This window comes from Mesorhizobium sp. P160187 (assembly GCF_057766425.1).
Genome location: NZ_JBYMDX010000001.1, coordinates 218,777 through 244,136, shown reverse-complemented (window position 1 = coordinate 244,136; position 25,360 = coordinate 218,777). Strand labels below are relative to the sequence as shown.

Annotated in this window: 24 protein-coding genes; 9 read left to right on the top strand and 15 right to left on the bottom strand. The window is 61.9% G+C overall.

Features of this window, described 5'->3' with window-relative positions:
- The first annotated feature begins 20 nt into the window (after window positions 1-20).
- Window positions 21-1,274, top strand: coding sequence for a CapA family protein (locus AC3CCE_RS01160; RefSeq protein WP_023731779.1), 1,254 nt, complete (start codon window positions 21-23; stop codon window positions 1,272-1,274).
- A gap of 16 nt (window positions 1,275-1,290) precedes the next feature.
- Here the strand turns inward: AC3CCE_RS01160 and AC3CCE_RS01155 are convergent, their stop codons facing one another.
- A complete protein-coding gene (locus AC3CCE_RS01155; protein WP_245260152.1) occupies window positions 1,291-1,803 on the bottom strand; it encodes a helix-turn-helix domain-containing protein in 513 nt (170 codons plus the stop codon).
- Window positions 1,804-1,968: 165 nt separating this feature from the next.
- On the opposite strand from AC3CCE_RS01155, the gene AC3CCE_RS01150 reads away from it, so the two are divergent.
- Both AC3CCE_RS01150 and AC3CCE_RS01145 read left to right on the top strand, forming a co-directional pair.
- On the top strand, window positions 1,969-2,205 hold the full coding sequence (locus AC3CCE_RS01150) for a helix-turn-helix domain-containing protein (protein WP_023716174.1): 237 nt from the start codon (window positions 1,969-1,971) through the stop codon (window positions 2,203-2,205).
- A 276-nt stretch (window positions 2,206-2,481) separates the two neighbouring features.
- The gene (locus AC3CCE_RS01145; protein WP_023804518.1) at window positions 2,482-2,727 is read left to right on the top strand and encodes a hypothetical protein; all 246 of its coding nucleotides are present in this window, start codon (window positions 2,482-2,484) and stop codon (window positions 2,725-2,727) included.
- A gap of 204 nt (window positions 2,728-2,931) precedes the next feature.
- On the opposite strand, the gene AC3CCE_RS01140 is transcribed toward AC3CCE_RS01145, so the two are convergent.
- The 8 genes from AC3CCE_RS01140 to AC3CCE_RS01105 are packed head-to-tail and all read right to left on the bottom strand — an operon-like array spanning window position 2,932 to window position 11,684.
- Window positions 2,932-4,008: an ABC transporter ATP-binding protein gene (locus AC3CCE_RS01140; RefSeq protein WP_023825142.1), complete on the bottom strand. Its 1,077-nt coding sequence runs from the start codon at window positions 4,006-4,008 to the stop codon at window positions 2,932-2,934.
- Window positions 4,005-4,805, bottom strand: a complete 801-nt coding sequence (locus AC3CCE_RS01135; RefSeq protein WP_352624444.1) for an ABC transporter permease — start codon at window positions 4,803-4,805, stop codon at window positions 4,005-4,007. Before AC3CCE_RS01135 ends, AC3CCE_RS01140 begins: the two co-directional genes overlap by 4 nt.
- A gap of 1 nt (window position 4,806) precedes the next feature.
- A complete protein-coding gene (locus AC3CCE_RS01130; RefSeq protein WP_023825144.1) occupies window positions 4,807-5,667 on the bottom strand; it encodes an ABC transporter permease in 861 nt (286 codons plus the stop codon).
- 58 nt (window positions 5,668-5,725) lie between these two features.
- Window positions 5,726-6,730, bottom strand: coding sequence for an ABC transporter substrate-binding protein (locus tag AC3CCE_RS01125; RefSeq protein WP_023816752.1), 1,005 nt, complete (start codon window positions 6,728-6,730; stop codon window positions 5,726-5,728).
- Between the two features lie 60 nt (window positions 6,731-6,790).
- Complete coding sequence (locus AC3CCE_RS01120; RefSeq protein WP_352624442.1) at window positions 6,791-8,260, bottom strand: aldehyde dehydrogenase; 1,470 nt, start codon at window positions 8,258-8,260, stop codon at window positions 6,791-6,793.
- A 10-nt stretch (window positions 8,261-8,270) separates the two neighbouring features.
- Window positions 8,271-9,308 (bottom strand): LLM class flavin-dependent oxidoreductase, encoded by a 1,038-nt coding sequence (locus AC3CCE_RS01115; protein WP_023697483.1) that lies wholly within the window; start codon window positions 9,306-9,308, stop codon window positions 8,271-8,273.
- Window positions 9,305-11,104, bottom strand: a complete 1,800-nt coding sequence (locus AC3CCE_RS01110; protein WP_352624440.1) for an alpha/beta fold hydrolase — start codon at window positions 11,102-11,104, stop codon at window positions 9,305-9,307. The genes AC3CCE_RS01115 and AC3CCE_RS01110 overlap by 4 nt, the downstream gene beginning before the upstream one ends.
- Window positions 11,097-11,684 carry an amino acid synthesis family protein gene (locus tag AC3CCE_RS01105; RefSeq protein ID WP_023716181.1) on the bottom strand — a complete coding sequence of 196 codons (588 nt, stop codon included), beginning with the start codon at window positions 11,682-11,684 and terminating at the stop codon, window positions 11,097-11,099. Before AC3CCE_RS01105 ends, AC3CCE_RS01110 begins: the two co-directional genes overlap by 8 nt.
- Before the next feature lie 133 nt (window positions 11,685-11,817).
- Between AC3CCE_RS01105 and AC3CCE_RS01100 the strand changes: the two genes are divergently transcribed.
- The gene (locus AC3CCE_RS01100) at window positions 11,818-12,489 is read left to right on the top strand and encodes a GntR family transcriptional regulator (protein ID WP_023816749.1); all 672 of its coding nucleotides are present in this window, start codon (window positions 11,818-11,820) and stop codon (window positions 12,487-12,489) included.
- A 472-nt stretch (window positions 12,490-12,961) separates the two neighbouring features.
- Here the strand turns inward: AC3CCE_RS01100 and AC3CCE_RS01095 are convergent, their stop codons facing one another.
- The gene (locus AC3CCE_RS01095; protein ID WP_155923349.1) at window positions 12,962-13,336 is read right to left on the bottom strand and encodes a hypothetical protein; all 375 of its coding nucleotides are present in this window, start codon (window positions 13,334-13,336) and stop codon (window positions 12,962-12,964) included.
- 191 nt (window positions 13,337-13,527) lie between these two features.
- On the opposite strand from AC3CCE_RS01095, the gene AC3CCE_RS01090 reads away from it, so the two are divergent.
- Window positions 13,528-14,970 (top strand): LuxR C-terminal-related transcriptional regulator, encoded by a 1,443-nt coding sequence (locus AC3CCE_RS01090; RefSeq protein ID WP_023716184.1) that lies wholly within the window; start codon window positions 13,528-13,530, stop codon window positions 14,968-14,970.
- A 183-nt stretch (window positions 14,971-15,153) separates the two neighbouring features.
- On the opposite strand, the gene AC3CCE_RS01085 is transcribed toward AC3CCE_RS01090, so the two are convergent.
- Window positions 15,154-15,588, bottom strand: coding sequence for a hypothetical protein (locus tag AC3CCE_RS01085; RefSeq protein ID WP_352624710.1), 435 nt, complete (start codon window positions 15,586-15,588; stop codon window positions 15,154-15,156).
- Here AC3CCE_RS01085 and AC3CCE_RS01080 point away from each other — a divergent pair.
- Entirely contained in the window at window positions 15,509-16,975 is a 1,467-nt protein-coding gene (locus AC3CCE_RS01080) for an FAD-binding oxidoreductase (protein WP_352624437.1), read from the top strand. The two genes, AC3CCE_RS01085 and AC3CCE_RS01080, sit on opposite strands and share 80 nt — an antisense overlap.
- A 263-nt stretch (window positions 16,976-17,238) precedes the next feature.
- Here AC3CCE_RS01080 and AC3CCE_RS01075 read toward each other — a convergent pair whose 3' ends face one another.
- On the bottom strand, window positions 17,239-17,625 hold the full coding sequence (locus tag AC3CCE_RS01075) for a hypothetical protein (RefSeq protein WP_023825155.1): 387 nt from the start codon (window positions 17,623-17,625) through the stop codon (window positions 17,239-17,241).
- 34 nt (window positions 17,626-17,659) lie between these two features.
- On the bottom strand, window positions 17,660-17,989 hold the full coding sequence (locus AC3CCE_RS01070) for a MoaF-related domain-containing protein (protein ID WP_023699226.1): 330 nt from the start codon (window positions 17,987-17,989) through the stop codon (window positions 17,660-17,662).
- 181 nt (window positions 17,990-18,170) lie between these two features.
- Between AC3CCE_RS01070 and AC3CCE_RS01065 the strand changes: the two genes are divergently transcribed.
- The 3 genes from AC3CCE_RS01065 (at window position 18,171) to AC3CCE_RS01055 (ending at window position 24,044) form a co-directional block, all read left to right on the top strand.
- Window positions 18,171-19,211, top strand: coding sequence for a LacI family DNA-binding transcriptional regulator (locus tag AC3CCE_RS01065; RefSeq protein WP_023731945.1), 1,041 nt, complete (start codon window positions 18,171-18,173; stop codon window positions 19,209-19,211).
- Window positions 19,212-19,583: 372 nt separating this feature from the next.
- Entirely contained in the window at window positions 19,584-21,761 is a 2,178-nt protein-coding gene (locus AC3CCE_RS01060) for a tetratricopeptide repeat protein (protein WP_352624435.1), read from the top strand.
- 102 nt (window positions 21,762-21,863) lie between these two features.
- Complete coding sequence (locus AC3CCE_RS01055; protein ID WP_352624433.1) at window positions 21,864-24,044, top strand: adenylate/guanylate cyclase domain-containing protein; 2,181 nt, start codon at window positions 21,864-21,866, stop codon at window positions 24,042-24,044.
- Window positions 24,045-24,059: 15 nt separating this feature from the next.
- Here the strand turns inward: AC3CCE_RS01055 and AC3CCE_RS01050 are convergent, their stop codons facing one another.
- Both AC3CCE_RS01050 and AC3CCE_RS01045 read right to left on the bottom strand, forming a co-directional pair.
- The gene (locus AC3CCE_RS01050; RefSeq protein WP_023707420.1) at window positions 24,060-24,563 is read right to left on the bottom strand and encodes a YHS domain-containing (seleno)protein; all 504 of its coding nucleotides are present in this window, start codon (window positions 24,561-24,563) and stop codon (window positions 24,060-24,062) included.
- Between the two features lie 12 nt (window positions 24,564-24,575).
- Window positions 24,576-25,166 (bottom strand): ankyrin repeat domain-containing protein, encoded by a 591-nt coding sequence (locus tag AC3CCE_RS01045; protein WP_031200008.1) that lies wholly within the window; start codon window positions 25,164-25,166, stop codon window positions 24,576-24,578.
- Between the last annotated feature and the right edge of the window lie 194 nt (window positions 25,167-25,360).

Sequence of the window (25,360 nt, the reverse complement as noted above, 5' to 3'; positions counted from 1 at the left end):
CCTCCTTCAAGGCGAGCCCCATGAAAGACCAGTTCTGCGCGGTCGTTACCGGCCAATCCCTGATCAAGCACGATATCCGTGACATCAAAGACGAACGCTTCATCGCGGTTACGGACTTCCTGCGACAAGGCGACGTCGTCTTCACCAACTTCGAGTCGACGATCCTGGGCAAGCACGGCGGGTGGCCGACCAAGGGCAAATACTTCGGATATTCCAGGGCTGAAGTGCTCGACGCATTGCAGGCGAACGGTTTCAACGCGCTTGCGCTCGCAAACAACCACGCCTTCGATCTCGGCGTTGGCGGCATCCTGTCGACGCTGGAGGAGGTGGAAGCGCGGGGCTTCCTCCATGCCGGCATCGGGGCCGACGAGACGGATGCGAGGAAACCGGGCCGCCGCCAGCTGGGCGCGCGCGAGGTCGCACTTCTTGCGATGGATGCAGGCCCTGGCCCGACCAACATGTATGCCGAAGACCGTACGGCCTTCCGGCCGGCTCGGCCGGGCGTCAATCGCCTGAGCACCGTTCGCAAGATGGGGGTGCCGGACGGACATTTCAGCAGACTGGCAAGGCTGGGCGCCCATTTGCAAAGCTCCCCGTTTGAACTGGCCAACTATGCGCAACCGGAGGACCCGGTAGAGGTGGCAGCCGGCAAGGAGATCAATTTCTACGGCACCGTGTTCACGCAAGCCGCCGATTTCGGCCGCCTCATCGAAGTCGACCAGCAGAGCGCAGCCATCCATCTGTCCGCCATCCGGCACGCCGCGGCACAAGGCGATTTCGTCATTGCCTATCTGCACCACCATCATTGGGAACCAGGTTGGCAGAACGTGCCGCGCTGGGTGCAGGCCTTTGCCAGGATGTGCATCGACGCCGGCGCCAACCTGTTCGTCAGCCACGGTGCTCCGGTGCTGCAGGCAGTGGAAATCTACAATGGCTCGCCGATCTTCTACGGCCTCGGAAATTTCCTTTTCCACGTCCACCCGAAGGAAACCGAATGGGATCCACCGGAAGTCTGGCAAAGCATCGTCGCGGCCTGCCGCTATGATGGGAGCGGAAACCTCGCAGGAATAGACCTCCTGCCCGTCGTGATCGGCGCGAAAGCTCAGTCTCTCGGATCAGCAACGGGCAGATTGGTACCCGTCGCCGTCGCTGGAAGCGCGGCGCGAGACATCCTCGAGGGATTCGCGACCCGATCGCGGGCGTTCGGCGTCGAAATCGAAGTGTCCCCGACTTGCGGCCGCATCGCCCTGCCCGCTGCACGAAAATTCGGCTGACGGCCCGACCGACCGCTCACACCGTCTTGCATTCCGCCGGCGGGGACTCGCCGCCCGTCTCGCTATCTGCCTTTGTGTCTAGCTGGGCCAGTTCTTCTCCTAACGCCGCGATCAGGGACGAGACGCGACCGCGCACACGCGGCGGAAGTTTCACTAGCCCTTCAATCAGTCGCCGGCCCTCCGCGCTGGCAATGAAATCCAGGCGCTCATCGACCGGCAGGGGCCGCGCCTCGACGCGGGTTTCATCGTTTCCCGGCAGGCCTTCAAAGAAGCGGCCGACAGGAACGCCGAGCGAACTGGCGATCTCGTAGAGCATCGACGCGCTCACGCGATTGCGCGCGTTCTCGTATTTCTGCAGCTGCTGGAAACTGATGCCGATGGATCGGGCAAGCTGGGCTTGCGATACGTCCGATTGGACGCGAACCGTCGCAATCTGCCTGCCGACATGCTGATCGGCGGGATGCGGGTCGCTTTCGATCTTCGGCTTCGGCCCCGTCCGAAGGAGGACTGAGCGTTGCGGTTTCAACAAGGCCTTTCGATCCTCCATTAGTCAGCCGGACAGAGAGTCTGTCGCCACGCGCCGGGCTCTCCGCACCGATGTGATCTGCAGGTCGACTCGCCATTTTATATACCTTATGGGGTGCAAAATGACCCTATTGGTGGCAAAGAAAATCTGCCTGCCGATTGTGGCCTCATGGTCAGTCCACGACAGATTCGAGCCGCACGAGCTTTGCTTGGTTGGTCGCAGCAGGAGCTTGCGGACAAGGCAATCGTGTCGCTGAACGCTCTGACCCGGTTGGAAAACGGCAAGGTAGATTCCCGGATCAGCACTTTGCAGGCCATTGAGGCGGCCCTGATAAAGGCGGGTGTCGAATTCTTATCCGCTGGTCAAAAGGGTGAAGGTGTTCGGCTCTTAGATCCTCAGGCTTGAATGTCCCGTTGGCGGAAGGACAGGTTCTCGCAGCTGCAACCGCCACAACTACCCTCCGGCGGGTGACGAGAGGCAAAGTCGTGGTATTGTCGGAATCAGCCATGATCCGAGTTTCCTGAAGCTTGGTTGTGGTCAGGCTGGGATGACTCCCCGACGCACGTCCTCAGCCGAGTCCAAATGTGAGCCCCTGCTCCTATGAAACTTTGGAAGCAGAAAAACTATGTGAGCGATTTCATATCACATGAGCCATAAGTGATCAACTTGAAATTAGATGATATGAAAGAAATTATGGGCGCCCAGATCAGAGGAGCGCGAGGATTAATACGTTGGAGTGCCGAAGATTTGGCCGATGCGGCGAGCGTGGGAGTAGCCACAGTTAGGCGCGCAGAAGCTGCGGATGGCGTCCCTCCAATCACAATAGCAAATCGGAATGCGATCCGTGGTGCCCTGGAAAGGGCGGGCATCGAGTTCATTTCGGAAAACGGCGGTGGCGCTGGCGTGCGCTTGGCCAAACGGCAATAGCGAACAACGCGCAGCTTCGAGCGATCGTCTAAATCTCATCGCCGACGTCCCGCTTGCTTTTTGCACTAGGTGCGGCCATCCGCACAGGTGACATTGAACGACTGAAAAGGGGCCGAAAGGGGACTGTCAGCTTCTAAGCACGAATTTTCACAAGCGGACTTTCATGCCGCAATGGAATCGACCTGACAGGGCGCAATCCAAGCCCTAGCCAGGGAACAGGAATGCCGAGGCAGGATCGAAGAAAATGCGTTGACCCGGTGCGATGGCGCTGTCCGCTTCCTCTGCATCGGAGGTTGGCCTGACGTCGATATCTTCTCCGGCCGCCGTGCGCGCCACGATGCGCCGGCGGTCGCCGAAGAAGGCGGTATCGACGATCTCGACGCCGAGTGCTGCGCTCGCTGGCCCGGGCGTCAGGCGGAAGGCTTCGGGGCGTACCATCAGGCGCACCTTTTGACCTTGACCAAAGGATGTTGTCGTCTTTACGCCGGTCACGATCGAGCCGTCGGCCAGGCGGACCGTCGACGCGCCACCTGCGGTTAGCAGATGCTCGGCCGGCAGGAAATTCGAGTTGCCGATGAAGCCGGCGACAAACTCGCTCGCCGGCCGGAGGTAAAGATCCTCACCGGTGCCGATCTGTTCGATACGGCCTTCCCTGAACAGAGCGATGCGATCCGAAAGATGCAGCGCCTCCTCCTGGTCATGCGTGACATAGAGGATCGTGACGCCTGTCTCGCGGTGGATGCGGCGGATCTCGGCCTGGATCTCCTGGCGCAACTTCTTGTCGAGTGCCGACAGCGGTTCGTCCATCAAGAGGATCGGTGGGTCGTAGGCCAGCGCGCGTGCAAGCGCCACGCGCTGCTGCTGGCCGCCAGACAGCGCGCCCGGATGGCGGTCGGCGAAGTTTTCGAGGCGCACCAGCGCCAGCATGTCGGCAACCTTGCGCTTGACCTCACCGTCGGGCCGGCGGCGCACGCGCAGCGGAAAGGCGACGTTCTCGGCGACGCTCAGATGCGGAAAAAGGGTGTAGCGCTGGAACACCATGCCGATGTTGCGCTTGTGCGACGGCACCGAAAGCAGCGATCTGTCCTCCAGGAGCACATCGCCCGAGCTCGGATCCTGGAAACCGGCGATGGCGTACAGCGTGGTCGACTTGCCGGAGCCCGACGGGCCGAGGAACGTCAGGAACTCGCCCTTGGGCACATCGATGGTGACGTCGTGGACGGCGACGAAGGCACCGAACGTCTTTCTTACTGCGCGTATGGACAGGAAGGGAGGGATCATCTGGACAATTTTCTGCGAAGGAGTGCGGTCACGATCATCAGGCACAAGGTCAAGCCGACAAGCAGGCTGGAGGCGGCGGCGACGACCGGGCTGAGGTCGGCGCGCAGGCTGCCCCAGATTTTCACCGGCAAGGTTTGCAAGCTCGGGCTCGCCATGAAGATCGCCACCACGACCTCGTCCCATGAGGCCAGGAAAGAGAAGATCGCCGCCGAGAAGATGCCGATCCTGATCGACGGCAAGGTGATCCTAAGCCTCGCCTGCAGCGGGCTGGCGCCGCAGACGATGGCCGCGTCCTCGATGGATTTGTCAAAACCCTCGAGCGCGGCCGTGATCGGAATGATGGCGAAAGGCAGCGCCAAGATGGTGTGGGCGATGACGAAGCCGACCGTGGTGCCGGCAAGGCCGATGCGCAGGAAGAAGGCGTAGATGGCGATGGCGAAAACGACCACCGGCAGCACCATCGGCGCCAACAGCAAGCCGCGCAGGACCTGGCGTCCGCGAAACTCACCCCTGACCAGGCTGAAGGAGGCGAACAGGCCGATGATGACGGCGAGGATAGCGGCCATGGCGGCAATTCGGGCACTGGTCAGAGCGGCATCGATCCAGGTCGGGTCGCCCAGTAATTGCTGATACCATTTCAGCGTCCAGCCGGGTGGCGGAAAGGCCAGCCAGCGCGACGAGCCGAATGACAGGAGCACGATGAAGACCACCGGCAGCAGCAGGAAAGCCGTGACGGCCGCCGTGAAGCCGCCAAGCACCATCCGCAGCCATCCGAGCCGTTCATAGTCGAGCAGCATGTCAGGTCCCTCCCCCGGCGCGCCTGGCCCCAACCAGGCGAAACTGGATCGCGTAGAGCGCCATGGTGACGGCAAGCAGGACAAAGGCGGCCGCACTGCCGAGCCCCCAGTTGAGCAGCGACTGCACCGTCTGGGCGATCATCTCGGCCAGCATCATGTTCGATGTGCCACCGAGCAGGGCCGGGGTGACGAAGTAGCCAAGCGACATGACGAAGACCATCAGGCCGCCAGCAGCGACGCCGGGAAGCGACAGCGGCAACATGATGCGGCGGAAGGCCTCGAACGCGCTTGCGCCGCAAAGGGCTGCCGCGCGCAGCGTCATCGGGTCTATCGACCTCAGTGTGCCGACCAGCGGCAGGATCATGAAGGGCAGCATGATGTAGACCATGCCGATGGTGACGCCGGCCAGATTGTTGATGAGCGGCAGCGGTTCGTGAATGATGCCCAGGCCCATCAGTGCCCGGTTAATGACACCGGTGCGCTGCAGCAGCACCATCCACGCATAGGTGCGGGTAAGAAGGTTCGTCCACATAGACAGGATGATGATGCCGAAGACGATCGAGCCCAGGGCGGGCGGCATGATCGCCAGCATCCAGGCGACGGGGAACGCCACCAGGATGGTGACGGCGGTTACGACCGATGCAACCAGGAAGGTGTTGAGGAACACCCGCACATAGGTGCCGCTGCCGAACAGCGCCGCGTAGTTCTGTAAGCCCGGTTCGGGATCGGTGACGCTGCGCAGCAGCAGGGCGACCACCGGCACGATAAAGAACAGCCCGACCAGGAGCAGGGCCGGCAAGGCGCTGCCACTGCCGGTCGGCAGGCCGACGATCGAGCCGCGTCTAGGAGAATTTCCTTGCATCGAGCGGTCCTGTCTCGAAACGGGCGCGCAAGCCGCGCCCCGTCGGTCTGCAACGGCGTTACTTGGTCTGCCAGGCATACCAGCGCGTCGCGATCTCGTCGCGATGCTCGGCCCAGTAGTTCATGTCCAGGTTGATCTGGCCCTCGACATGGGCATCTGGCAGGGCCTTGACGGAATCGGCCGGCATCTCCGCCTTGGCCTTGGTGTTGATGGGCGCATAGCCGCTTGCTTCGGCGAATTTCGCTTGGCCGGTCGGGCTGGTCGCGGCGGCAAGGAACTTCATCGCGCTGGCCTTGTTCTTGGTACCCTTCGGCACGACGAGCACGTCGGCGGCGGTGAGGTTCTGGTTCCAGGAGACGCCGACATCGGTGCCGTCCTGCTGAAGGGCGAAGACGCGCCCGTTCCACAATTGCCCGAAGGCGGCCTCGCCGGAGGCGATCAACTGCTGCGACTCGGCGCCGCCGCCCCACCAGACGATGTCGGACTTGATGGTGTCGAGCTTCTTGAAGGCACGGTCGAGGTCGAGCGGATAGAGCTTGTCCGCCGGCACGCCGTCGGCCAGCAGAGCGATCTCGATCACGCCCGGCGCCGACCATTTGTAGAAGGTCCGCTTGCCGGGAAACTTCTTGGTGTCGAACATGTCGGCCCAGCCGGCCGGTTCGCTCGCGACCGCGCCCTTGTTCCAGGCGAGCACGAAGGAATAGTAGAAGCTGCCGACGGCATGCTCATTGCTGAAGCGCGGGTCGAGATCGGTCTTGGGCACGACCGCATAGTCGATCGGCTCGAGCAGTCCGTCCTTGGCGGCCTTGATGGCGAAATCCATCTCCACGTCGACGACATCCCAGGTGACGTTGCCGGCGTCGACCATGGCCTTGAGCTTGCCGTAGTCGGTCGGTCCATCCTGCAAAACCTTGATGCTGGAGCTGGCCTCGAAGGGGGCGGCCCAGGACTTGGTCTGCGCCTCCTGCGTGGTGCCGCCCCAGCTGGTGAACGCCATCTCATCGGCCTTGGCGGCTGTCGCCGCGAGCAGTCCGGCCAGCAGGCCGGTCAAAATCAATTTCATTGTCATTCTCCTCTGTTGGTCTGTTCTTGTTTTTCTCAGTGCACCTGCGTCCTGCGCAACTCAGCGCATGACGAAGGGATCGGGGATCGGCTCGTCCGAGGTGTTGATCCATACGGATTTGGAGCGCGTGTAGTCTCTGATGGCGTCGAGACCGCCTTCGCGGCCGAGGCCCGACAGACCGTAGCCGCCGAACGGAACGAGCGGCGATACGGCGCGATAGGTGTTGACCCAGACAACGCCGGCATGGATGTCGCGCGCCATGCGATGCGCCTTGCCGAGATTGCTGGTGAACACGCCGGAAGCCAGGCCGAACGGAGTGTCATTGGCGAGTGCCAGCGCCTGCGCTTCGCTGTCGAAGGCAAGCACGCTGAGCACCGGTCCGAACAATTCCTCCCGCACGCAGGGCAGGTCGCTGCCGCCGGCATCGATGATGGTCGGTGCGTAGTAGAAGCCGCTGCCGACTGGCCGTGTTCCACCGGTGACCAGCATGCCGCCCGCGGTGAGGCTTTCCGCGACAACCTTCTCGATCCAGTCGCGCTGCCGCAGCGTGGCGAGCGGACCCATTTCGGTCGCCGGATCCTGCGGATCGCCGATGCGAATCGCCTCGGCCTTGCGCTTCAGGCGAGCGAGGAATTCATCCTTCACCGAACGTTCAACCAGCAGCCGCGAGCCGGCGACGCAGCTCTGGCCGGTCGCCGCGAAAATGCCGGCGACCACCGCATTGGCGGCACTGTCGAGGTCGGCGTCGGCAAAGACGACGACCGGGCTTTTGCCACCGAGTTCGAGCGTGGTGTAGGCAAGGTTTTCCGCCGTGTTCCTGACGACGGCGCGCGCCGTCGACGGACCGCCGGTGAAGGCGACGCGCGAAACCAGCGGATGGCTGGTCAGGCGCCGGCCGCAATCATGGCCAAAGCCGGTGAGGATGTTGACGACACCGGCTGGAAAGCCGGCCTCATGAACCAATTCGGCAAAGGCAAGCAGCGGCGCCGGCCCATCTTCGGAGGCCTTGAGCACGATGGTGCAGCCGGCGGCGAGCGCCGGGCCGAGCTTGACGGCCGAGAGGAAGAGCTGCGAATTCCACGGCACCACCGCGGCAACGACGCCGATCGGTTCGCTGCGTATGGTGACGTCGAGATCCGCCTTGTCAACAGGCACATGCGTGCCTTCATGCTTGTCGGCAAGCCCGCCATAATAGCGGTAGTAGTCGCCGACATAGGCGATCTGGGCGCGGGTTTCGCGGATGATCTTGCCGGTGTCGCGCGTCTCGAGTTCTGCAAGGCGCCCGACATTGGCGGCGACGAGGTCGCCGAGCTTGACCAGCAGTTTTCCACGCGCTGTCGCAGTCTTCCTTCGCCATAGGTCTGAGCGCAGTGCGCGGTGCGCCGCCCCGACGGCACGGTCGACATCGGCTTCGCTCGCCGCCGGCATCCTGGCCCAGGCCGTCCCGGCCGATGGGTCGACGCTGTCGAACGTGGCGGACGGCTCGTCGAAGCGGCCGTCGATGAAGTTCCTGAAAACAGCGTCGGTCATGGGCTCGCGATCAGAGGAAGGCCGGCATCACCCGGTCGATGAACAATTGCAGCGATTTCATCTTGCGCTGGTGCGAAAGGCCGCTGTCGATCCAGATCGAATACTGGTCGTAGCCGAGCGCCTCATAAGCCTTCAGCCGGGCGATGACCTCATCAGCCTCGCCAATTACCAGGTTCTGCCTGATCTTGTCCGGCGCGTATTGCGGCATGGCGGCGATCTCATCCGCCGTCAGCGGCTCCAATATGCCTTGATGCACCGGCTTCTTGTTCTGGAACCAGGCGCCGAACTGGCAGTAGAAAGTCGACAGGTCCTGGGTGAGGCGATCGGCATCGGTCGCGTCTTCGGCGACGAAGGTGTGCATCAAAAGCATGATTTCCGGTCTTTCGATCTCGGGATGCGCGGTGCAGGCGCCGTTAAAGCGCTGCATCAGGCTGGTCACCTCGTGATCGCCGGAAGCCAGCGGCGTCACCTGGACCTTGCAGCCATTGGCGACGGCGAAATCATGCGAATTCGGGTCGCGGGCCGCCACCCAGATCGGCGGGTAGGGTTTCTGCAGCGGCTTGGGCGAGGAGGTGGTGGCCGGGAATTGCCAGAACTCGCCGGAGAGTTCGAAGTCGCCGTCCCAGAGGCCGCGGATCGCCGGTATGATCTCGCGCATGCGCTGGCCGGCCCCCCAGGCGTCGAGGCCTGGAAAGATGCGCTGATATTCATAGCTGTAGGCGCCGCGCGCGATGCCGATGTCGAGCCGGCCGCCGCTGATTACGTCGGCCATCGCGGCTTCGCCGGCAAGCTTGATCGGGTGCCAGAAGGGCGCGATCACGGTTCCGGTACCGAGGCGGATGCGGCTGGTCTTGGCGGCGAGATAGGCGATGTTGATGAAGGGGTTCGGCGAGATGGTGAATTCCATGCCGTGATGCTCGCCGATCCAGGCGGTCTCGAACCCTGCCTGCTCGGCCAGCAGGACCAGTTCTTCTAGCTCGGTCACAAGCTCGGAATGCGGCTTGGCCAGGTCCGATCGTTCCATGTGCACGAAGAGCGAGAATTTCATCGCTGGTCACCTGTATTGACGGCGGAAGCGCCGGCGCTGGCGAGCGGCCGGACCTCGCCTTCGACATTGTTGCCGACATAGACACCGAATGCATCCACCGAGCATTCCCTGACATAGCGCGCGAGCATCGAGCGGATGGCCGGATCGGCGATCTTCAATCCTTCGATCGCGTCGATCTCGATCAGCCGGATGCCGCGATCGCTGGAAGCGGGCACGTCGAACGTGCCGCGATAGTAGACATGCGTGCGTGAAACAGTTCCGGCATCGTCCCAGACGGCGAAAAGGAAGCCGAGCTGAGCCTCAATGGCCTTTGCCACAAGCAACCCTCGGAGGCTATTGCCATCGCCCGCCGAGCCCAATCCCCGGCCACGCGGCAGTTCAAAACCGTCCGCGGTTTCCACGAACAGGATCCGGCCGCCATTTTCGAGGATGGCGCCAACATCGGTGCCGGGTTGGGTTGCGGCGAGCGCGTCCTGGCTGAGGCCGGGTGCGACATAGGCGCCGCGGCAATAGCCGAGCGGCTGCGAGGAATTGTGCTGGAAATCGCGGACGCGCCCAATGAGGATCGAATGATCGCCGGCCTCGACCAGTCGCTCCATGTCACAGTCGAAGGACGCGACGGAGCCGTCCAGCACAGGGCTGCCGGTCCGTCCCGGCCGCCAGGCAACGGCGGCGAACTTGTCGGCCACTTTCGAGGCGAAGATGCCGGACGCTGCCTTTTGACCCTCGTTGAGAACGTTGATGGCGAAGCTCTTCGATGTCGCGAAGACGGGATGGCCAAGCGCCTTGTGTGCGATGCAGACCAGCACCAGCGGCGGATCGAGCGAGACCGAGGTGAAGGAGTTGGCGGTGAAGCCGCGCGGCTCGCCTTCGGGGCCGATCGTGGTGACGATGGTGACGCCGGTGAGGAAGGAGCCAAGCGCACGGCGGAATTCGCCGCTGTCGAACCCGGTATTCGCTTGCGCAGGGCCGTCTTGTTCGGTCGCTTCGTCCTCGGTGAGGAAGTCAACGATGCAGCGCGTGGTGAGGTCCGGTGCCGCGACCGCCATCATGTGCTTCTCACCCGGCAGTACCGTGCAGCGGCCATGCGGCGCCAGGCGTGCCATCGCGGCTGACATTGCCGGTGAAGAGTTCCTGTCCTCGGAGCCGGTCATGAACAGGGCCGGCACGGCCAGCGTCGGCAGGCGATCAGCATGATCGCCGTCGGCACGAGTGAACAGGCGATAGGTGCGGGCATAGCCTTCCGGGTCGACCGCGCTCAGTGCGGATGCCGTCTTCTGCGCTGCCGCTTCCAACTCGACCGGCACCGGATCGCCGAACCAGCGGGCGATGGTCCGTGCCCTGCCGGCCGTATCGCTGCGGCCGTTGAGCGCCACCGCGCGCTGGCGAACGGCTTCGGCCAGTTCAGGTGTACGCCGGAACACGGCATTCAGTGAAACGATGCGGCGGACGCGCTCCGGTGCGCGCAGCGCGAGTTCCTGAGCAACGAGTGCACCCATCGAGTGGCCGACGACGGATACCTTGTCGAGGCCGAGATGGTCGAGGAGGCGAATGGCTTGGTCGGCATAATCGGCCAGTTCCGGATCTTGCGGTGGCAGCGGCGACTGACCATGGCCGAGCATGTCGATGGCGATCGCGTCGAAGCGGCCAGCCATGCGCTCGAGCTGCGGCTGCCAGATCGCAGCGTTCATGCCGACACCATGGATGAACAGCACTGGGGCACCGACACCGGCCCGGATGAAGCCGGTGCCGTCGGGCGCCGTGCCCTGTCGAGCCCATGCGGAAGCATCAGCCATGCACGTCCCCAAGCTCCTTGAGGTCCTGATAGCGGTCGCCGATGCGGTGATGCGGGCGACCGCCGATCGAAGCGCCAAGCGCGACCACCAGTTCGTCCGGCGCCGGCGCATCGCCGATCTGGAAATGCACGGTCAGGTAATGCGAGCGCCGTCCCTCGTCATTCTTATCCATTAGCGGGATCATGATCGGCGTGTTTGGCCCGCCGCGCAGATTGGTGAAGGCAAGATAGGTCTTGGCGCCGACGGCACGCCGATAATGATTGCCGAAATGGAGTGTGTGGATCAGCGCCGACGCATGCTCGATCTCGCCCGACGTACCGCAGATGGCGGCCTTGCCATAGCCCTCGATAGCCTCGCCGGAACCGGCGACGGCAACGATCTCGCGGGTCAGGATCTCCCCCAGCACCGGCGCACAGGCTCGGATTTGGGGCGACAGATCGTCGGTGAAGCCGCGACCGGCCCAGGGATTGGTCAGCACCGCGGCGACGCCGATAAGGCGCAGCGGCCGGGGGGTGGCCTTGCCGCCTTCGATCAGCGTGTTCTCGGTATAAGTCACGATCTTACGGATGGCGGTCTGCATTGGATTTCCTCGGGTAGGTGATACCTCGGGACGTCCAATCCCGCTGTCATCTTATGGTATACCATGATATGGAGCGCCAAGTACCTTGTCAACCGGGCGTCGAATCTGTTTTGGTAGGGCGCAGGAGGCATACATGCCAGACGACACGCTTCGCATCGACCGCAGCGCCAAGACCTTGAGGACGCTGGCGCTGGAGCGCATGCGCGAAGCGATCATGGATTTCCATTTCCAGCCTGGCGAAAGGCTCGTCGAACGGCCGCTTTGCGACCAGCTCGGCGTCAGCCGTTCCGTCGTGCGTGAGGTTCTGCGGCAGCTGGAGGCAGAGGGGCTCGTGCAGATGATCCCTGGGCATGGGCCGGCCGTCGCCAGGCCGGACCTCGGCCGTACCGACGAGATCTACGAGCTTCGGGCTCTGCTTGAAGGCATCGCGGCCCGAGCCTGTGCCCTGTCGGCCACCGGCGAGCAGTTGGCAAGGCTCGAAGGGGCGCTGGCGGATTTGTTCGATGCGTGGGCGTCGGCGACGCCGCCTGCGGTGATGCGGGCGACGACCAAATTCTACGAGGCGCTGTTCGAGGCCGCCGACAAGCGTGTCGCCTGGGAAATCGTCTCCGGGCTGAATGTCCGCATCAACCAGCTTCGTTCGATGACCATCGTCTCGACCAACCGGCGCGAAGCGGCGATCACCGAGATGAATGAGATCATGGATGCGATAAGGGCGCGCAAGCCCGATGAAGCGGAAGCGGCGGCACGGCGACATGTCGAATCGGCGTGGCAGATCGCTCGAGATAAACTTCGCCTGGTCTAGGTCCGCGTGAGCCTAGCCTATCCAACCCTTCGAAGCGCCTTGCAGAAAATGTCTGCTTCCCGGCAACGAAAATGCAACTTTACGACTGAGATGACCCGCAAAGCGGTCCGGCAGCTTCGGAGCCGTATCCGGACGGTCTGCTTCTAGGAAGCGCTCGTCGGTAAGCTGCCGTTCGAGTTCACGGTCATCGAGCGAAGTTTGCCTTGTCAACTGACGAATACGCTGCTTTGACGACCAAGTTTAGCGGGCGCTCTTACCGGCCGGCACCTTGACGGCTGGAACAGGGCCGGTAGCGGATCGGCAGCTTGTGGAGCCACGCAGCCGAAGAGCGGTCATTCCATGACGTTGTTTACAGCTCCAGGAGGAGTGTCACTCCTCCTCGAATAACAACCTGCCATTCGTCAACGCCTCCTTCCAACCTAGGGAGAACCGCCGGAAATCAGGCTGTCAGATTGCACACCGTCGCGTGGAGTCATTCATCGCGCCAGTATGGGTGGGAACAGCTGAATTGGCGCGAGCCAACCAGACGGCGTTTGGTCTCAGATATCGGTCCTGGGACGGGCAGATCATTCGCGGTCATGTTGGGTACGAAACTGTAACCCTGATCGACAAGCTGCAGTTTCAGCTCCGCCAGGTGGCGCCTGAATCCATTTTCGATGTAGCTGCGCGGATACCGCCATCCGTTCCTGCATGCTCGCACGAGAATGTCGGAATACAGTTCAGAGCTGGCAGCTTTCACCGCTTCTTCGGAAGTCAGTTTGCTGTTGGTTTGGGTACCTTCGGACAAGCATGGCCCCACCGACACTAAAAGCACCAGTATTACGGTCAAGACAGACAACTTTGTCATGGAGCCCTCCGTGTTCTGAATCGACCAGGCCTGCCAAGCAACCTGCCCTGCCGATCTGCAGAGACTAGGATGCTGACCCGTCGCATGGAATCGTGCAAATGCAGTGTTTTCGATATCGCATCTGTAGTATTTCATCCTGATCTAAGGCCATCGGGTTCTGGCCGCAGGTCGGCAGCAAGGAAAATGGAACGATGCTTCGCGCCGTAGGCAATCCTCTCGCCGGCTTATCGGATCGGGAGTTGATGGTCGCGGCAAAGTTTGCGGAGGGAATGACGTATCGCGAAATCGGCGAAACACTTTTCATAGCGCCTACCACCGTTCGGACCCATCTTTCGGCCATTTATCGGAAGCTCGATGTTCGTAGTAAAGTGGCGCTTGCTGGGTTACTTGCCGATCACCGCCAGCAGGACCGCAGCCATGCACCACCCGGAAGTCTTTCGACCGATGAGCCGGGTCCGCCGGTCCTCGCAGTTCTCCCGTTCGACAATTTAAGCGGAGAAGAACGCTGGACTCGTATCGCTGATGGTTTGTCGGCGGACCTCATAGTTGATCTCTCTCGCTACCGGGACCTTGCGGTGATCGCCCGCCAAACAATGCTTTCCTACAAGGGACGGCATGTTGACGTGCGAGCTCTCGGACGAGAGTTGAATGCCGACTATGTGATCGAGGGAAGTTTTCAAGTGGACGGGCAGCGGGTGCGCATCCGCGTCCAACTCGTCGACGCCCACACAGGGGTCGATGTCTGGACGATGCGTTACGATCGTTCCGCGAACAACCTGTTTGCGATGCTGGACAGCGTGACCGAAAACGTCATCAATGTCCTTGCAACTTGCCACGGTCAGCTCGCCAATCTGCGACGCGATGCGGCTCGTCGGAAGGCTCCAGCAAGTTTGCAGGCCTATGACTGCTATCTGCTTGGGCTTGAGCAGAAGCACCTTTTCACCCGTGAGTCGAACAAGGAGGCGATACGGCTACTGGCGCGTGCGATCGAACTCGACCCGGGTCTAGCAAGAGCTTGGACCGCGCTGGCACTTGCGCATGCTGTGGAAGCTATCAACGGGTTTACCGACAACCTTTCCGGCTCGATCGAGAGCTGGAGCCAATGTGTCAAGCAAGCGCTGGCGCTCGATCCGTCCGACATTTACGCCCGCATAATGCTTGCCGATCTTCGGGCATTGCAGGGCGATGTCGAAGCTGCTGTCGAAGAACATGACCGAGTGTTGGTGGCTGCTCCAAATGACGCGGACTCACTTGCCTTTCTTGCGGGTAGCCTTGCTCTTGTTGGCAGCGACCCGAAGCGTGGCTACGAACTGGCCAAGCGAGCGGTCCGGCTAAATCCTTATGTTCCCTGGTATCATGGAATGCTCGCTCGATGCAGCTACGTTCTTGGCTTTTACCGTGAATCACTGGTCGCGCTACGTCAATCTGCGCCAGATTCGCCCGCCACCCTTCTGTTTCTGGCAATGGCTCATGCGATGCTCAATGAAACTCCTCAGGTCGCCAGGATCAATTCGCGACTGAAGGACGAGTTCCCGAATTTCACGGCTGAGGTGTTCATCAGAACCTATCCGGTTACCAATCCTGTCGCCATTGCTGCAATCAGAGAAGGCGCCCGTCGTGCGGGTTTGGCCTAGCTTCTTCACTCTGGTCACCTCAGAGGCGCATTGCTCCTCGGGCAGCATTGGGGCCGAATGCGGACCGGCGGCTTTCAGTGAGCAGCAATCAACAACGGACGATTGCACCATAGCTTTTGAGGCCAGCCAAATGGCTTTGTCGTCCTGGGCGGGTTGCATAAGGCTGCACTCCAAACATGGCTTTCAAGGAAGCTGGACGATTCCCTCAAGCGCCGCGTAGACCGAGATTCGAAGCCAACGGTCCATGCTTCGCGCGAGGCCGGGGTCGCCGATGAGGAAAAGGCCGCCCCTCTCTTTCTCACGCTCGATGCTGGAGCGGCCCTCCAGGATGGCTCCCAGCGAAACAACGCCGGTCTCGACGTAAAGATCGACGTCCCGGCCGGGGTCGAGCGCGCATAGCTCGGGCAAGTCTGAGCCTGGCTCGACCACAAACCAGTAATGGGGACACCTCGGTGGGGGATCGTCGCGGAAATGGAAGCGGATGACGGCGCGCCGCCGCGGCAGTTCAGCGAGGTCAATCTTTCGCCGCACGGCCCACATGAGGGTCGAAACATCCACGTCGGCGAGCGCGATCTCCGCCTCGATGTTGCATTGCGCCCATTCCGCCAGCGCGTTCATCGGCTGTCGGCGCAGGCCGCTTCGACGTCCGCTTCGTGGAAAACGACGTCGAAAGGCTCCGCATACGGCAAGAGCTTTACGAGTTGTACTTCAGTGGGGTCAACAGCTTGGCCTGCGCGCCCTCATCGCGCGCTGCCGGAGTGCTGCCGATGTCGTGGCGTCGGTGAATTTCGGGCGCGAGCATCGGTTAGCGATCGCGATCCGCTCGGGTGGCCACAATGTTGCAGGCTACGCCGTCTGCGAAGGCGGCCTGATGATCGACATGTCGCTGATGAAGGGCGTGCGGGTCGCGTCCGGCCTCGACCGTGCCCTCGTCGAGGGCGGCGCGACCTGGGCCGATGTCGATGCGGCCACCACCCCGCTTGGCCGCGCCACGCCGGGCGGTCTCATCTCGGCGACGGGCGTTGCCGGCCTGACGCTTTCCGGTGGCATCGGCTGGCTGCGCGGCAGCCACGGCCTCAGCGTCGATAATCTGCTGGCCGCCGATCTGGTGACCGCCGATGGCCGGCTCATCCATGCCGACGCGACGCAGAACCCGGATCTCTTCTGGGCGCTACGCGGCGGCGGCGGCAATTTCGGCGTGGTGACGAGCTTCGAGTTCAAGCTGCACCCGATCGAACCGGAGCTGATGTTATGCGGTCCGGCCTATCCCGAGGAGCGCGCCAACGAGATCATTCCGCTCTGGCGCGACTTCATGCAGACCGCACCCGACCGCCTGAGCGGCCTGGCCGAGTTCTCCACCCTGCCCGACGACCCCTCGATTGCCGAGCATGCAAGGGGCCGGCGCGTCCTGGCGCTCGCGCATGTCTATGACGGACCGGCCGACGAGGGCGAACGGGTCGTGGCGCCGTTGCGCAGTTTTGGGGAACCGCTCGTCGATTTCAGCGGCCGCATGCCATATCGCACCATCCAGTCGCTCTATGACGGGCTGTTCCCGAAAGGCCGCGACCGCTGCTACTGGAAATCCACTTACCTCTCGCGCCTCGACGACGAGGTCGTCGGGGAGACCACTGCTTGGATGGCGAAGCGCCCCTCCGAAATGACCTTCGCCTCGATCTGGAAGTTCGGCGGTTTCGTCCAGCGCGTTGCAGCCGATGAGACTGCCTTCGGCGACCGCTCCATGCCCTTCATGCTCAGCCTCGACGCCATCTGGCCAGGCGCTAACGAGGACGATGCGAACATCGGCTGGGTTCGCAGCTTCTGGCAGGACATGCAGCGCTACTCGACCGGCCGCCTCTATCTGAACTTCCCCGGCCATGGCGAAGGATCGGATCTCGTCCGCGACGCCTTCGGCGCTGAGGCTTACGCGCGGCTCGCCAAGATCAAGCACAGATACGATCCGGACAATCTGTTCCGCCTCAACCAGAACATCCTGCCAATGCGCTGACGCACAATCAAAATCGGGTGTACGGTGCGACCCTCGTCTCGCCGTGGGAGCTTTGATCGCGCTGAGTCGCGAGCGACGACCAGCGTGGTCGCCGCGATGCCCGCTTTCAATCAGTGGCAAATCTGTCCGCAACGGCTGAGATGAAGCGCAAAGCTGTCGGGCAACCTTGGGGAGCGCAAGCCAACTGGCAGCTTTAAGGCTTCAATCCGTCAGAAGTGGACGTTCAGCGTGCGCGAGTTCCGGTGGCCAGGATCACGTCTGCTTTATGACTTCATCTCGACACGGATACCATGCAGGGTCTTGCTCGAAGCGTTGAGCACGCGACCCGCTGGTTGGGCGGCCATATGCACCACGAGACAGCCTTGACCGTCCCATGCCTGAACCGCCTGGATGACATCTCGATTGGGCGGCATCATGGTTCCATCCGGCGCGAAGTCGTGGATAGGGCCTTCCACCTCATCGAACACGAATACTGAAGGCCAGCGGTGGTGATGTGTCGGCTCTTCCTCGTCGGGCTTGAGGATTACCTCAAGCACACGTAGCCGGTCATTCTCAAACAACACCTTATGGTTTCCGGGAGCCGCGATAACGGCGTCAAGCTTTGGATCCCACTGCGTAGGATCGGTATGGTCGATCACCTTGGTAGTCATGGCGTAATTCTCCTCTCAGATAGACAGGCGGCCCTCACGCCGTCGTCACTGGTTGAATTGTGCCTTGGGCGCAGAACTGCTGCCCGTCCGCCAGTCGCGCATAGTTATGAACGATCTGGTTCTCGTGATCTTGAACCTGCACGACGAAGTTGCCGCCTTGCTCGGTCCAACTCATGATGAAAAGTCCGGGTCGAACGCCGGTCAGATTGCTCTGAACCACCTCGTCGATCTCGGTAGCGCCGATCGTCGCCTGCACCCGCAATTCGGTCGGCGACAGGACCGTCAACCTCGGTACGAACTGTCCGAATGAGCAATCAAAAGTCTTTCCGACGAGCGAGGTCGGAGCACCATTGGTCGTAGCCATCCTAATCCTCCTTGATGATTTTCGAAATCAGCTCGGCCGATGCTCGGGACAGATGCCGAACTGCTACTTTCAATTTTTGGAGCGCTCCAAGTGCAAGTTCCAACATTTTGGACCTAGCGTCAAGAAAAAACTTGGAGCGCTCCAAGAAATTGTCTAATTGAGGGAAATGAACGCTTCTAAAATGCCTACGCTCGCCGATGTCGGCCGGCTCGCTGGAGTCTCCCGCGGCACCGTCTCCAACGTATTCAACCATCCGGATCTGGTGCGATCCGATCTGCGCCAGCGCGTCGAGGCCGCGGCGCGTCAGCTTGGTTATGATGGCCCCGACCCGAGGGGACGCGTGCTGCGCGACGGCAAGTTCAACGCCATAGGCCTGATCCCCCCGGGCGCATACGCCATTGCCGATATGATCAGGAGCCCATATCTGCGCGAGCTGGTGCTTGGCGTTTCGCTTGCTTGTGACGAGGCTGGAGCGACATTGAGTTTGGTCAATGGTACGGACGAGACACGCACCTCCACCATTCGAGAGGCCTTGGTTGACGGCTTCATTCTGGGCCACAGCGCGGACATCGAGTTGATCGCGTCTTTACGGCGCCGGCGGCTGCCCTTCGTCATCCTCGAGAGCGATGCCGGTCCGGACGTCAATTCTATCCGGATAGACGGCAGGAGCGGGGCGCTGGCGGCCATCAGGCATCTGGCTGCTCTTGGACATCGGCGTTTTGCAATCCTTTCCATTCGGCGCACATCGGGGTCACCCATCGTCCATTTGCCTGGCAATTCCCCGCGCGCTATCTCTGCCGGTTTTCAACTCGATCAGGAGAGACTTTTCGGCTTCGCCCAGGGTTTGGCTGAGCTCGGTCTGTCAATCGACAATGTCCCGATCATCGAGACGACCCCAGGTGAGCCTTCGGCCGGAGCGGTCGTATTCGACCGGGCTCCGCAAGCAACGGCGATCTTGACTATGTCGGACTGGCAGGCAATCACCGTCCTGGACGAAGCGCGTCGGCGAAATATCAAGATACCCGAACACATGTCTGTCGTCGGCTTCGATGGCACTGCGGAGTCTTCGCGCACCACGCCCCCGCTCACGACAGTGGCTCAAGACATTGTCGGGAAGGGGAGACTTGCCGCCACGACGGTGTTTGCAAACGGCGCCCCGAGCCAGGTGATCATACCGGTCGAACTCTTGGTCCGCGGCTCGACCGCCCGACCACGCGGTTAGGCCGGTCACCTCATACTCGTCGTGACGCACAGTGCGCACTGCGAACTCCAGCGTGGTCGCCGTCAACGTCTGCTTTCAGAAGGTATCAAAGGTGGCTGCAACGGCCGAGATCAGGCGCATTGCGGTCCGGCAGCCTTGGGGCCGGGACCAGTAAGTCCGCTTGTGGTCAGTTAAGAACGACAGAGGCCGATCTCGACCCACATCAGCCATGCGGCAACATCCGGTTTCGCACAAGGCTAAGCCATGAGGGCAATGTCTTCAAAACGACGTGGTTGCATTATCGCTGTCCAGTAGGCCAAGCATGCTCGCATTCGAAACGCCAGTCGAATACGCTCAGCGAAGCTTTGACCTAGGGAGGCAGGACAACCGCACATGGAGCGAAGGCTTACCGCGATCCTTGCTGCCGACGTGGTCGGCTACAGCACGCTCATGGGCGAGGATGAGGTCGGCACGCTCGAACGACTGAAGGGTTGCCGTCGAGAACTGGTCGACCCCGCGATCAAGGAATTCCACGGTCGGATTATCAAGCTCATGGGAGACGGGGCGCTGGTCGAATTCGCCAGCGTCGTTGATGCCGTCCAATGCGCTGCCGCGATTCAGCGCCGGATGGCTGTCCGAGACCCGGGCACCTCCGACCCCCGCCACATCCGGTTTCGCATCGGCGTCAATCTCGGTGATGTCATCGTAGAGGAAAATGACATCTACGGCGATGGCGTCAACATCGCCGCGCGCCTCGAGGCTATGGCCGAGCCGGGGGGTGTATGTATCTCCGGAACCGCATTTGATCATGCCGTTCACAAGGTTGATGTCGGCTTTGCCAGTCTTGGCGAGCAGCGCCTCAAGAACATCGCCGATCCGGTTCGCGCCTATCGATTGCTGCTGGATCCCGCAGCATCGGGAAAGGTCACGGCCGCGCCACACCGGCCGAGCTCGCGCGTCATCATCCTGGCAGGCGCCGCCGTCTTGGCGATCGCCGCGATTGCCGGCATTTTCGCATGGCAGAAGTTCTCAGTGCCATCGCGGCCATCGGTTGCCGTGCTGCCGTTTGCAAACCTCGGCGGCGATCCAGGCCAGGACTATTTCGCTGACGGCATCACCGAGGATCTGATCACCGACCTCACCAAGCTGTCCGGTCTGGACGTCATCGCGCGCAACTCGGTGTTCGCCTACAAGAACAAGCCTGCAGCGCTGGCGGACGTCGCGCGCGACCTTGGCGTCCGCTTCGTTGTCGAGGGGAGCGTCCGCCGCACCGGCGAGCAGATCCGCCTCAATGCCCAGCTCATCGATACGGCAACGGGCGACAATCTGTGGGCCAACCGGTTCGACCGTGGCATGGCCGGCGTGTTTGCCGTCCAGCACGAGATGAGCGGCGAGATCGCCAAGGCGCTTGGCATGCAACCTTCGGCAGCGGAAAGCGAACGCATGGCGCGGCCGCCGACCGAAAACCTCGAAGCCTACGACTTCTATCTTCGTGCCGAGCAGACAGCACGGACCGGTCGGCGCGACGGCCTGCGGGAGGCGCTCACGCTCTACGACAAGGCCGAGCAGCTCGACCCCGCTTTTGCGGAAGCCTTCGCGGCGGATGCAAGCACGACGGTGTATATCTGGCGTGAATCGTTCAATGACATCATGCAGAGCGCGCCAGCACGAAAGAGAGCATATGAGAAGGCGAGCCGAGCTTTGCAACTCGACCCTGACCTTTCGTCGCCCTATGCTATTCTTGGGATCATGCAGGTCGTGGATCGCCGCTACGAGGAAGCCATCGCTTCGGTCGAGCGAGCCGTCGCACTCGGCCCCGGCGATGCTGAGACGCAAATAGCCCTGGGATACGTGCAACTGTTCGCCGGCAGTCATGCTGAGGCTGCCGAAGCGGTCGAGACGGCGCTCAGGCTCGATCCCAACCTTTCACCTGTAAACCGGCAAATTGCCGGTCTGGTCTTTCTAATTCAAGGGAGCAACGACAGGGCGATCGAGGCCCTCGAACGCACCCGCGACGATGCGCCGTCAGTCGGAGATTTCACGATCACGCTTGGTGCCGCCTACGCCCGCGCCGGCCGCCTGCAGGATGCCAGGGCGGCAGTGGCCGAGGGGCTAGGTGCCATATCCACACCAGGTTTCGATTCATTGTCCGCATACCGACTCAACGGTGCCCAATATCGTAACCCGCAGGATTTGGCTCTCATCGTCGACGCGTTGCAGCAGGCGGGCTTGCCCGAATGGCCGTTCGGTTTCACCGGCGATGAGCACAACCGCTTGAAGGGCAAGGAGATCGCCTCGCTGGTGCTGGGCCATACTCTGCAGGGTCAGCTTGAGCCCGGTCTCCAACCAGCCTTCCTCCAGATCGGGAGCGACGGCAAGGCAGCCTTCCGCTCCACGACGCGGCTGGTCACCGAGACCGTCCGTGTCGATGGCGACTTATTGTGCGAGCTGAGCGAGAATATGTTCGGGCGCCCCGACTGTGGACCCGTCTATAAACGCCGCGACGATGGAGGCGGCGGCTATTCCTTCGTCAACTCAAGCAAGGTGTTTCACTTTACGGTTGTTCAGTAGAAGCACACGCGCGTCATAACGGACGCACACACTCGCGTCCGATGCGGGACTAGAATAGGCTGCGCGAAGCCGCTTGATCGACCAAGGAGGGCGCAGGCAGGTATGGAGCGAAGGCTTACCGCGATCCTTGCTGCCGACGTGGTCGGCTACAGCACGCTCATGGGCGAGGATGAGGTCGGCACGCTCGAACGACTGAAGGGTTGCCGTCGAGAACTGGTCGACCCCGCGATCAAGGAATTCCACGGTCGGATTATCAAGCTCATGGGAGACGGGGCGCTGGTCGAATTCGCCAGCGTCGTTGATGCCGTCCAATGCGCTGCCGCGATTCAGCGCCGGATGGCTGTCCGAGACCCGGGCACCTCCGACCCCCGCCACATCCGGTTTCGCATCGGCGTCAATCTCGGTGATGTCATCGTAGAGGAAAATGACATCTACGGCGATGGCGTCAACATCGCCGCGCGCCTCGAGGCTATGGCCGAGCCGGGGGGTGTATGTATCTCCGGAACCGCATTTGATCATGCCGTTCACAAGGTTGATGTCGGCTTTGCCAGTCTTGGCGAGCAGCGCCTCAAGAACATCGCCGATCCGGTTCGCGCCTATCGATTGCTGCTGGATCCCGCAGCATCGGGAAAGGTCACGGCCGCGCCACACCGGCCGAGCTCGCGCGTCATCATCCTGGCAGGCGCCGCCGTCTTGGCGATCGCCGCGATTGCCGGCATTTTCGCATGGCAGAAGTTCTCAGTGCCATCGCGGCCATCGGTTGCCGTGCTGCCGTTTGCAAACCTCGGCGGCGATCCAGGCCAGGACTATTTCGCTGACGGCATCACCGAGGATCTGATCACCGACCTCACCAAGCTGTCCGGTCTGGACGTCATCGCGCGCAACTCGGTGTTCGCCTACAAGAACAAGCCTGCAGCGCTGGCGGACGTCGCGCGCGACCTTGGCGTCCGCTTCGTTGTCGAGGGGAGCGTCCGCCGCACCGGCGAGCAGATCCGCCTCAATGCCCAGCTCATCGATACGGCAACGGGCGACAATCTGTGGGCCAACCGGTTCGACCGTGGCATGGCCGGCGTGTTTGCCGTCCAGCACGAGATGAGCGGCGAGATCGCCAAGGCGCTTGGCATGCAACCTTCGGCAGCGGAAAGCGAGCGCATGGCGCGGCCGCCGACGAGCAATCTCGAGGCCTATGATTACTATCTACAAGCCGAGACGGCGTCACGCAGCGTCCTGCAGGCCGGCCTGCGGGAGGCGCTCACGCTCTACGACAAGGCGGAGGAGCTTGACCCCGCCTTTGCCGAAGCCTTCGCGGCCGACGCGCGCACCACAATCTATATCTGGCGGGAGGCCTTCAACGACGTGATCCAGAGCGCGCCAGCACGAAAGAGAGCATATGAGAAGGCGAGCCGAGCTTTGGAACTCGACCCTGACCTTTCGTCGCCCTATGCAATTCTTGGGATCATGCAGGTCGTGAATCGCCGCTACGAAGATGCGATTGCCTCTGCCAAGAAGGCTGTTTCAATCGGTCCGGGCGATGCAGAGGCGCAAGCAGCCCTTGGATATGTTCAGTTATACGCCGGCAATCATGCCGAGGCAGCCACTGCGGTCGAGACGGCGCTCAGGCTCGACCCCGACCTCTCAGCGATCAACCGGGAAACTGCTGGGCTGGTTTTTCTGCTCCAGGGCAATGTCGAGAAAGCGATCGAGACTCTCGAGCACACACGCGACGATGCGTCCACGGTTGGCAACTTTCGGTTTACGCTCGCTGCGGCGTATGTCCGCGGCGGCCGCCTACCGAATGCGAAAGCCGCAATCGCCGAGGGGCTCCGCCTCGTAGCAGGGTCCAGCTACGTGGACTCTTTGGCTGGGTGGGAGATGACTCATGCACATTTTCGGAATCCGCAGGATCTGGCGATACTCGTCGCCGCACTGCGCCAGGCGGGCCTCCCCCAATGGCGCTTCGGCTTTACCCCGGCCGAACAGGACCAGTTACAGGGTGCCGAGATCGCGTCCCTCGTCATTGGCCATACACTGCAAGGCCAGATCGAACCCGGTCTCCAACCAGCCTTCCTTCAGATCGGAAGCGACGGCAAGGCGGCCTTCCGCTCTACGACGCGGCTAGTCACCGAGACCGTCTACGTCAATGGCGATCTGTTGTGCGAGCAGAGCGAGAACCTGTTCGGTCGCCCCGACTGTGGTCCCGTCTACAGACGCAACGACGCAGCCGGCAAAAGCTACTCCTATGCCAATACAAGCAAGGTGTTTCACTTCACCGTGGTTCGGTAGACGCACACGCGCGTCTCAATGATAGTGATCGAGTTCCAAATTGGCCGCGACCTTCGGCCAGTTGGCATCGGCTTTCGGGATATTTTCAGCTGCATGCGCGGCGAAATCATCCGCATTGTCGACGTCGTAGATCAGGTAGAGCTTGCCGTCGATAATCTTGAATGCCTCAGGATCGACATTGACCGTGACCCCCCCGCCCACGACTTCGCCGGCGCAGTACCCGCCATATTGAGGAGCGTACTTGACCGGTTCGCTCATGAACATTTCCTGGTGTTTCTTGCTGGCGAAATGCCAAGGTGTCCCCAGCCATTCATAAGTGAACTCTTCGGAGCCCTTCACGGCCTTGCCGTCAGTGAAGTAAGCGACCGTGTCGTAGCCCATGATCGCCACACCACCAAAATAGCCGGTGTTTACCGAATCGTCGGCACATGCCGATCCCGCGCCGGCGACCACAGCTACCGCGACCAGGGCAGCCGTCCCCAAACTCCGAACCAGTCGTGGCTTGATCATCGTGCTCATCTGTATCCTCCGTTAATCGTGGATCTCGGCGCACTTCGCCGCGTTCGCCTCGCCAAGAATTTTGGCTTGGCAGGTAGCACCATGGCGTTTGAAAAGCCGTATGATATCCGTGTTGCCCTTCCAGAATGCGCGCGTTATCGGCATGTAGCCATGCCCCTCGGCATGGTTCACATTGGCACCTTTCGCAATGAGGAACTCGGCCAGTTCAACGTGGTTTTCCTCGCCGGCCACCAGCAACGGCGTAGCACCCGCCTTGTTGGCGGCATCGTCGAGCACCGCGCCTTTTTCCAGCAGCAGCTTGGCGATCGGCAGGCTGCCCGAGAAGGCCGCCGCATGAAGCGGGGTAAAGCCGCCCGAGTTACGCGCCATGATGTCGGCACCCTTGGCCAGCAAGAAGTCGGCGATTTCCGGCTGGTTATCGAGCGCTGCAGCGATGAGCAGCGTTGCCTGGTCGCGCGCCCGGCTGTCGACGTCGGCACCGCCTGCCAGGGCTTGCTCCACGGCACCCTTGTCGCCGGCGGCGATGGAGTCGAACAACTGCTCACCTGCGGCTGCTGTTGTAGCCGCCAAAACCAGCATTCCAAGTGCCAGCAATCCGCGCATTGTGCAAGGTATCATATTAGCTTGTGGTCATACAAGCTGTCCTGGGCACATCAGGTGGATCCAAGGCGGACGGCGCGGCCAGACATAGCGAACGCGGCCCAGGGCGGGAAGGCGTTAGTGCTACTGGCTTCGTCAGTAGGGCACCGGTCCAGTCTGAATTTTGAAGAGCGTCGATTACCGAGGCGCCGAGCGGC

What these genes read in the sequence shown, in the direction of transcription:
- AC3CCE_RS01160 (WP_023731779.1), top strand. Translation starts at nt 21, where the DNA reads ATGAAAGACCAGTTCTGCGCGGTCGTTACCGGCCAATCCCTGATCAAG.
- AC3CCE_RS01150 (WP_023716174.1), top strand. Translation starts at nt 1,969, where the DNA reads ATGGTCAGTCCACGACAGATTCGAGCCGCACGAGCTTTGCTTGGTTGG.
- AC3CCE_RS01145 (WP_023804518.1), top strand. Translation starts at nt 2,482, where the DNA reads ATGAAAGAAATTATGGGCGCCCAGATCAGAGGAGCGCGAGGATTAATA.
- AC3CCE_RS01140 (WP_023825142.1), bottom strand. Translation starts at nt 4,008, where the DNA reads ATGATCCCTCCCTTCCTGTCCATACGCGCAGTAAGAAAGACGTTCGGT.
- AC3CCE_RS01135 (WP_352624444.1), bottom strand. Translation starts at nt 4,805, where the DNA reads ATGCTGCTCGACTATGAACGGCTCGGATGGCTGCGGATGGTGCTTGGC.
- AC3CCE_RS01130 (WP_023825144.1), bottom strand. Translation starts at nt 5,667, where the DNA reads ATGCAAGGAAATTCTCCTAGACGCGGCTCGATCGTCGGCCTGCCGACC.
- AC3CCE_RS01125 (WP_023816752.1), bottom strand. Translation starts at nt 6,730, where the DNA reads ATGAAATTGATTTTGACCGGCCTGCTGGCCGGACTGCTCGCGGCGACA.
- AC3CCE_RS01120 (WP_352624442.1), bottom strand. Translation starts at nt 8,260, where the DNA reads ATGACCGACGCTGTTTTCAGGAACTTCATCGACGGCCGCTTCGACGAG.
- AC3CCE_RS01115 (WP_023697483.1), bottom strand. Translation starts at nt 9,308, where the DNA reads ATGAAATTCTCGCTCTTCGTGCACATGGAACGATCGGACCTGGCCAAG.
- AC3CCE_RS01110 (WP_352624440.1), bottom strand. Translation starts at nt 11,104, where the DNA reads ATGGCTGATGCTTCCGCATGGGCTCGACAGGGCACGGCGCCCGACGGC.
- AC3CCE_RS01105 (WP_023716181.1), bottom strand. Translation starts at nt 11,684, where the DNA reads ATGCAGACCGCCATCCGTAAGATCGTGACTTATACCGAGAACACGCTG.
- AC3CCE_RS01100 (WP_023816749.1), top strand. Translation starts at nt 11,818, where the DNA reads ATGCCAGACGACACGCTTCGCATCGACCGCAGCGCCAAGACCTTGAGG.
- AC3CCE_RS01095 (WP_155923349.1), bottom strand. Translation starts at nt 13,336, where the DNA reads ATGACAAAGTTGTCTGTCTTGACCGTAATACTGGTGCTTTTAGTGTCG.
- AC3CCE_RS01090 (WP_023716184.1), top strand. Translation starts at nt 13,528, where the DNA reads ATGCTTCGCGCCGTAGGCAATCCTCTCGCCGGCTTATCGGATCGGGAG.
- AC3CCE_RS01080 (WP_352624437.1), top strand. Translation starts at nt 15,509, where the DNA reads ATGAGGGTCGAAACATCCACGTCGGCGAGCGCGATCTCCGCCTCGATG.
- AC3CCE_RS01085 (WP_352624710.1), bottom strand. Translation starts at nt 15,588, where the DNA reads ATGAACGCGCTGGCGGAATGGGCGCAATGCAACATCGAGGCGGAGATC.
- AC3CCE_RS01075 (WP_023825155.1), bottom strand. Translation starts at nt 17,625, where the DNA reads ATGACTACCAAGGTGATCGACCATACCGATCCTACGCAGTGGGATCCA.
- AC3CCE_RS01070 (WP_023699226.1), bottom strand. Translation starts at nt 17,989, where the DNA reads ATGGCTACGACCAATGGTGCTCCGACCTCGCTCGTCGGAAAGACTTTT.
- AC3CCE_RS01065 (WP_023731945.1), top strand. Translation starts at nt 18,171, where the DNA reads ATGCCTACGCTCGCCGATGTCGGCCGGCTCGCTGGAGTCTCCCGCGGC.
- AC3CCE_RS01060 (WP_352624435.1), top strand. Translation starts at nt 19,584, where the DNA reads ATGGAGCGAAGGCTTACCGCGATCCTTGCTGCCGACGTGGTCGGCTAC.
- AC3CCE_RS01055 (WP_352624433.1), top strand. Translation starts at nt 21,864, where the DNA reads ATGGAGCGAAGGCTTACCGCGATCCTTGCTGCCGACGTGGTCGGCTAC.
- AC3CCE_RS01050 (WP_023707420.1), bottom strand. Translation starts at nt 24,563, where the DNA reads ATGAGCACGATGATCAAGCCACGACTGGTTCGGAGTTTGGGGACGGCT.
- AC3CCE_RS01045 (WP_031200008.1), bottom strand. Translation starts at nt 25,166, where the DNA reads ATGCGCGGATTGCTGGCACTTGGAATGCTGGTTTTGGCGGCTACAACA.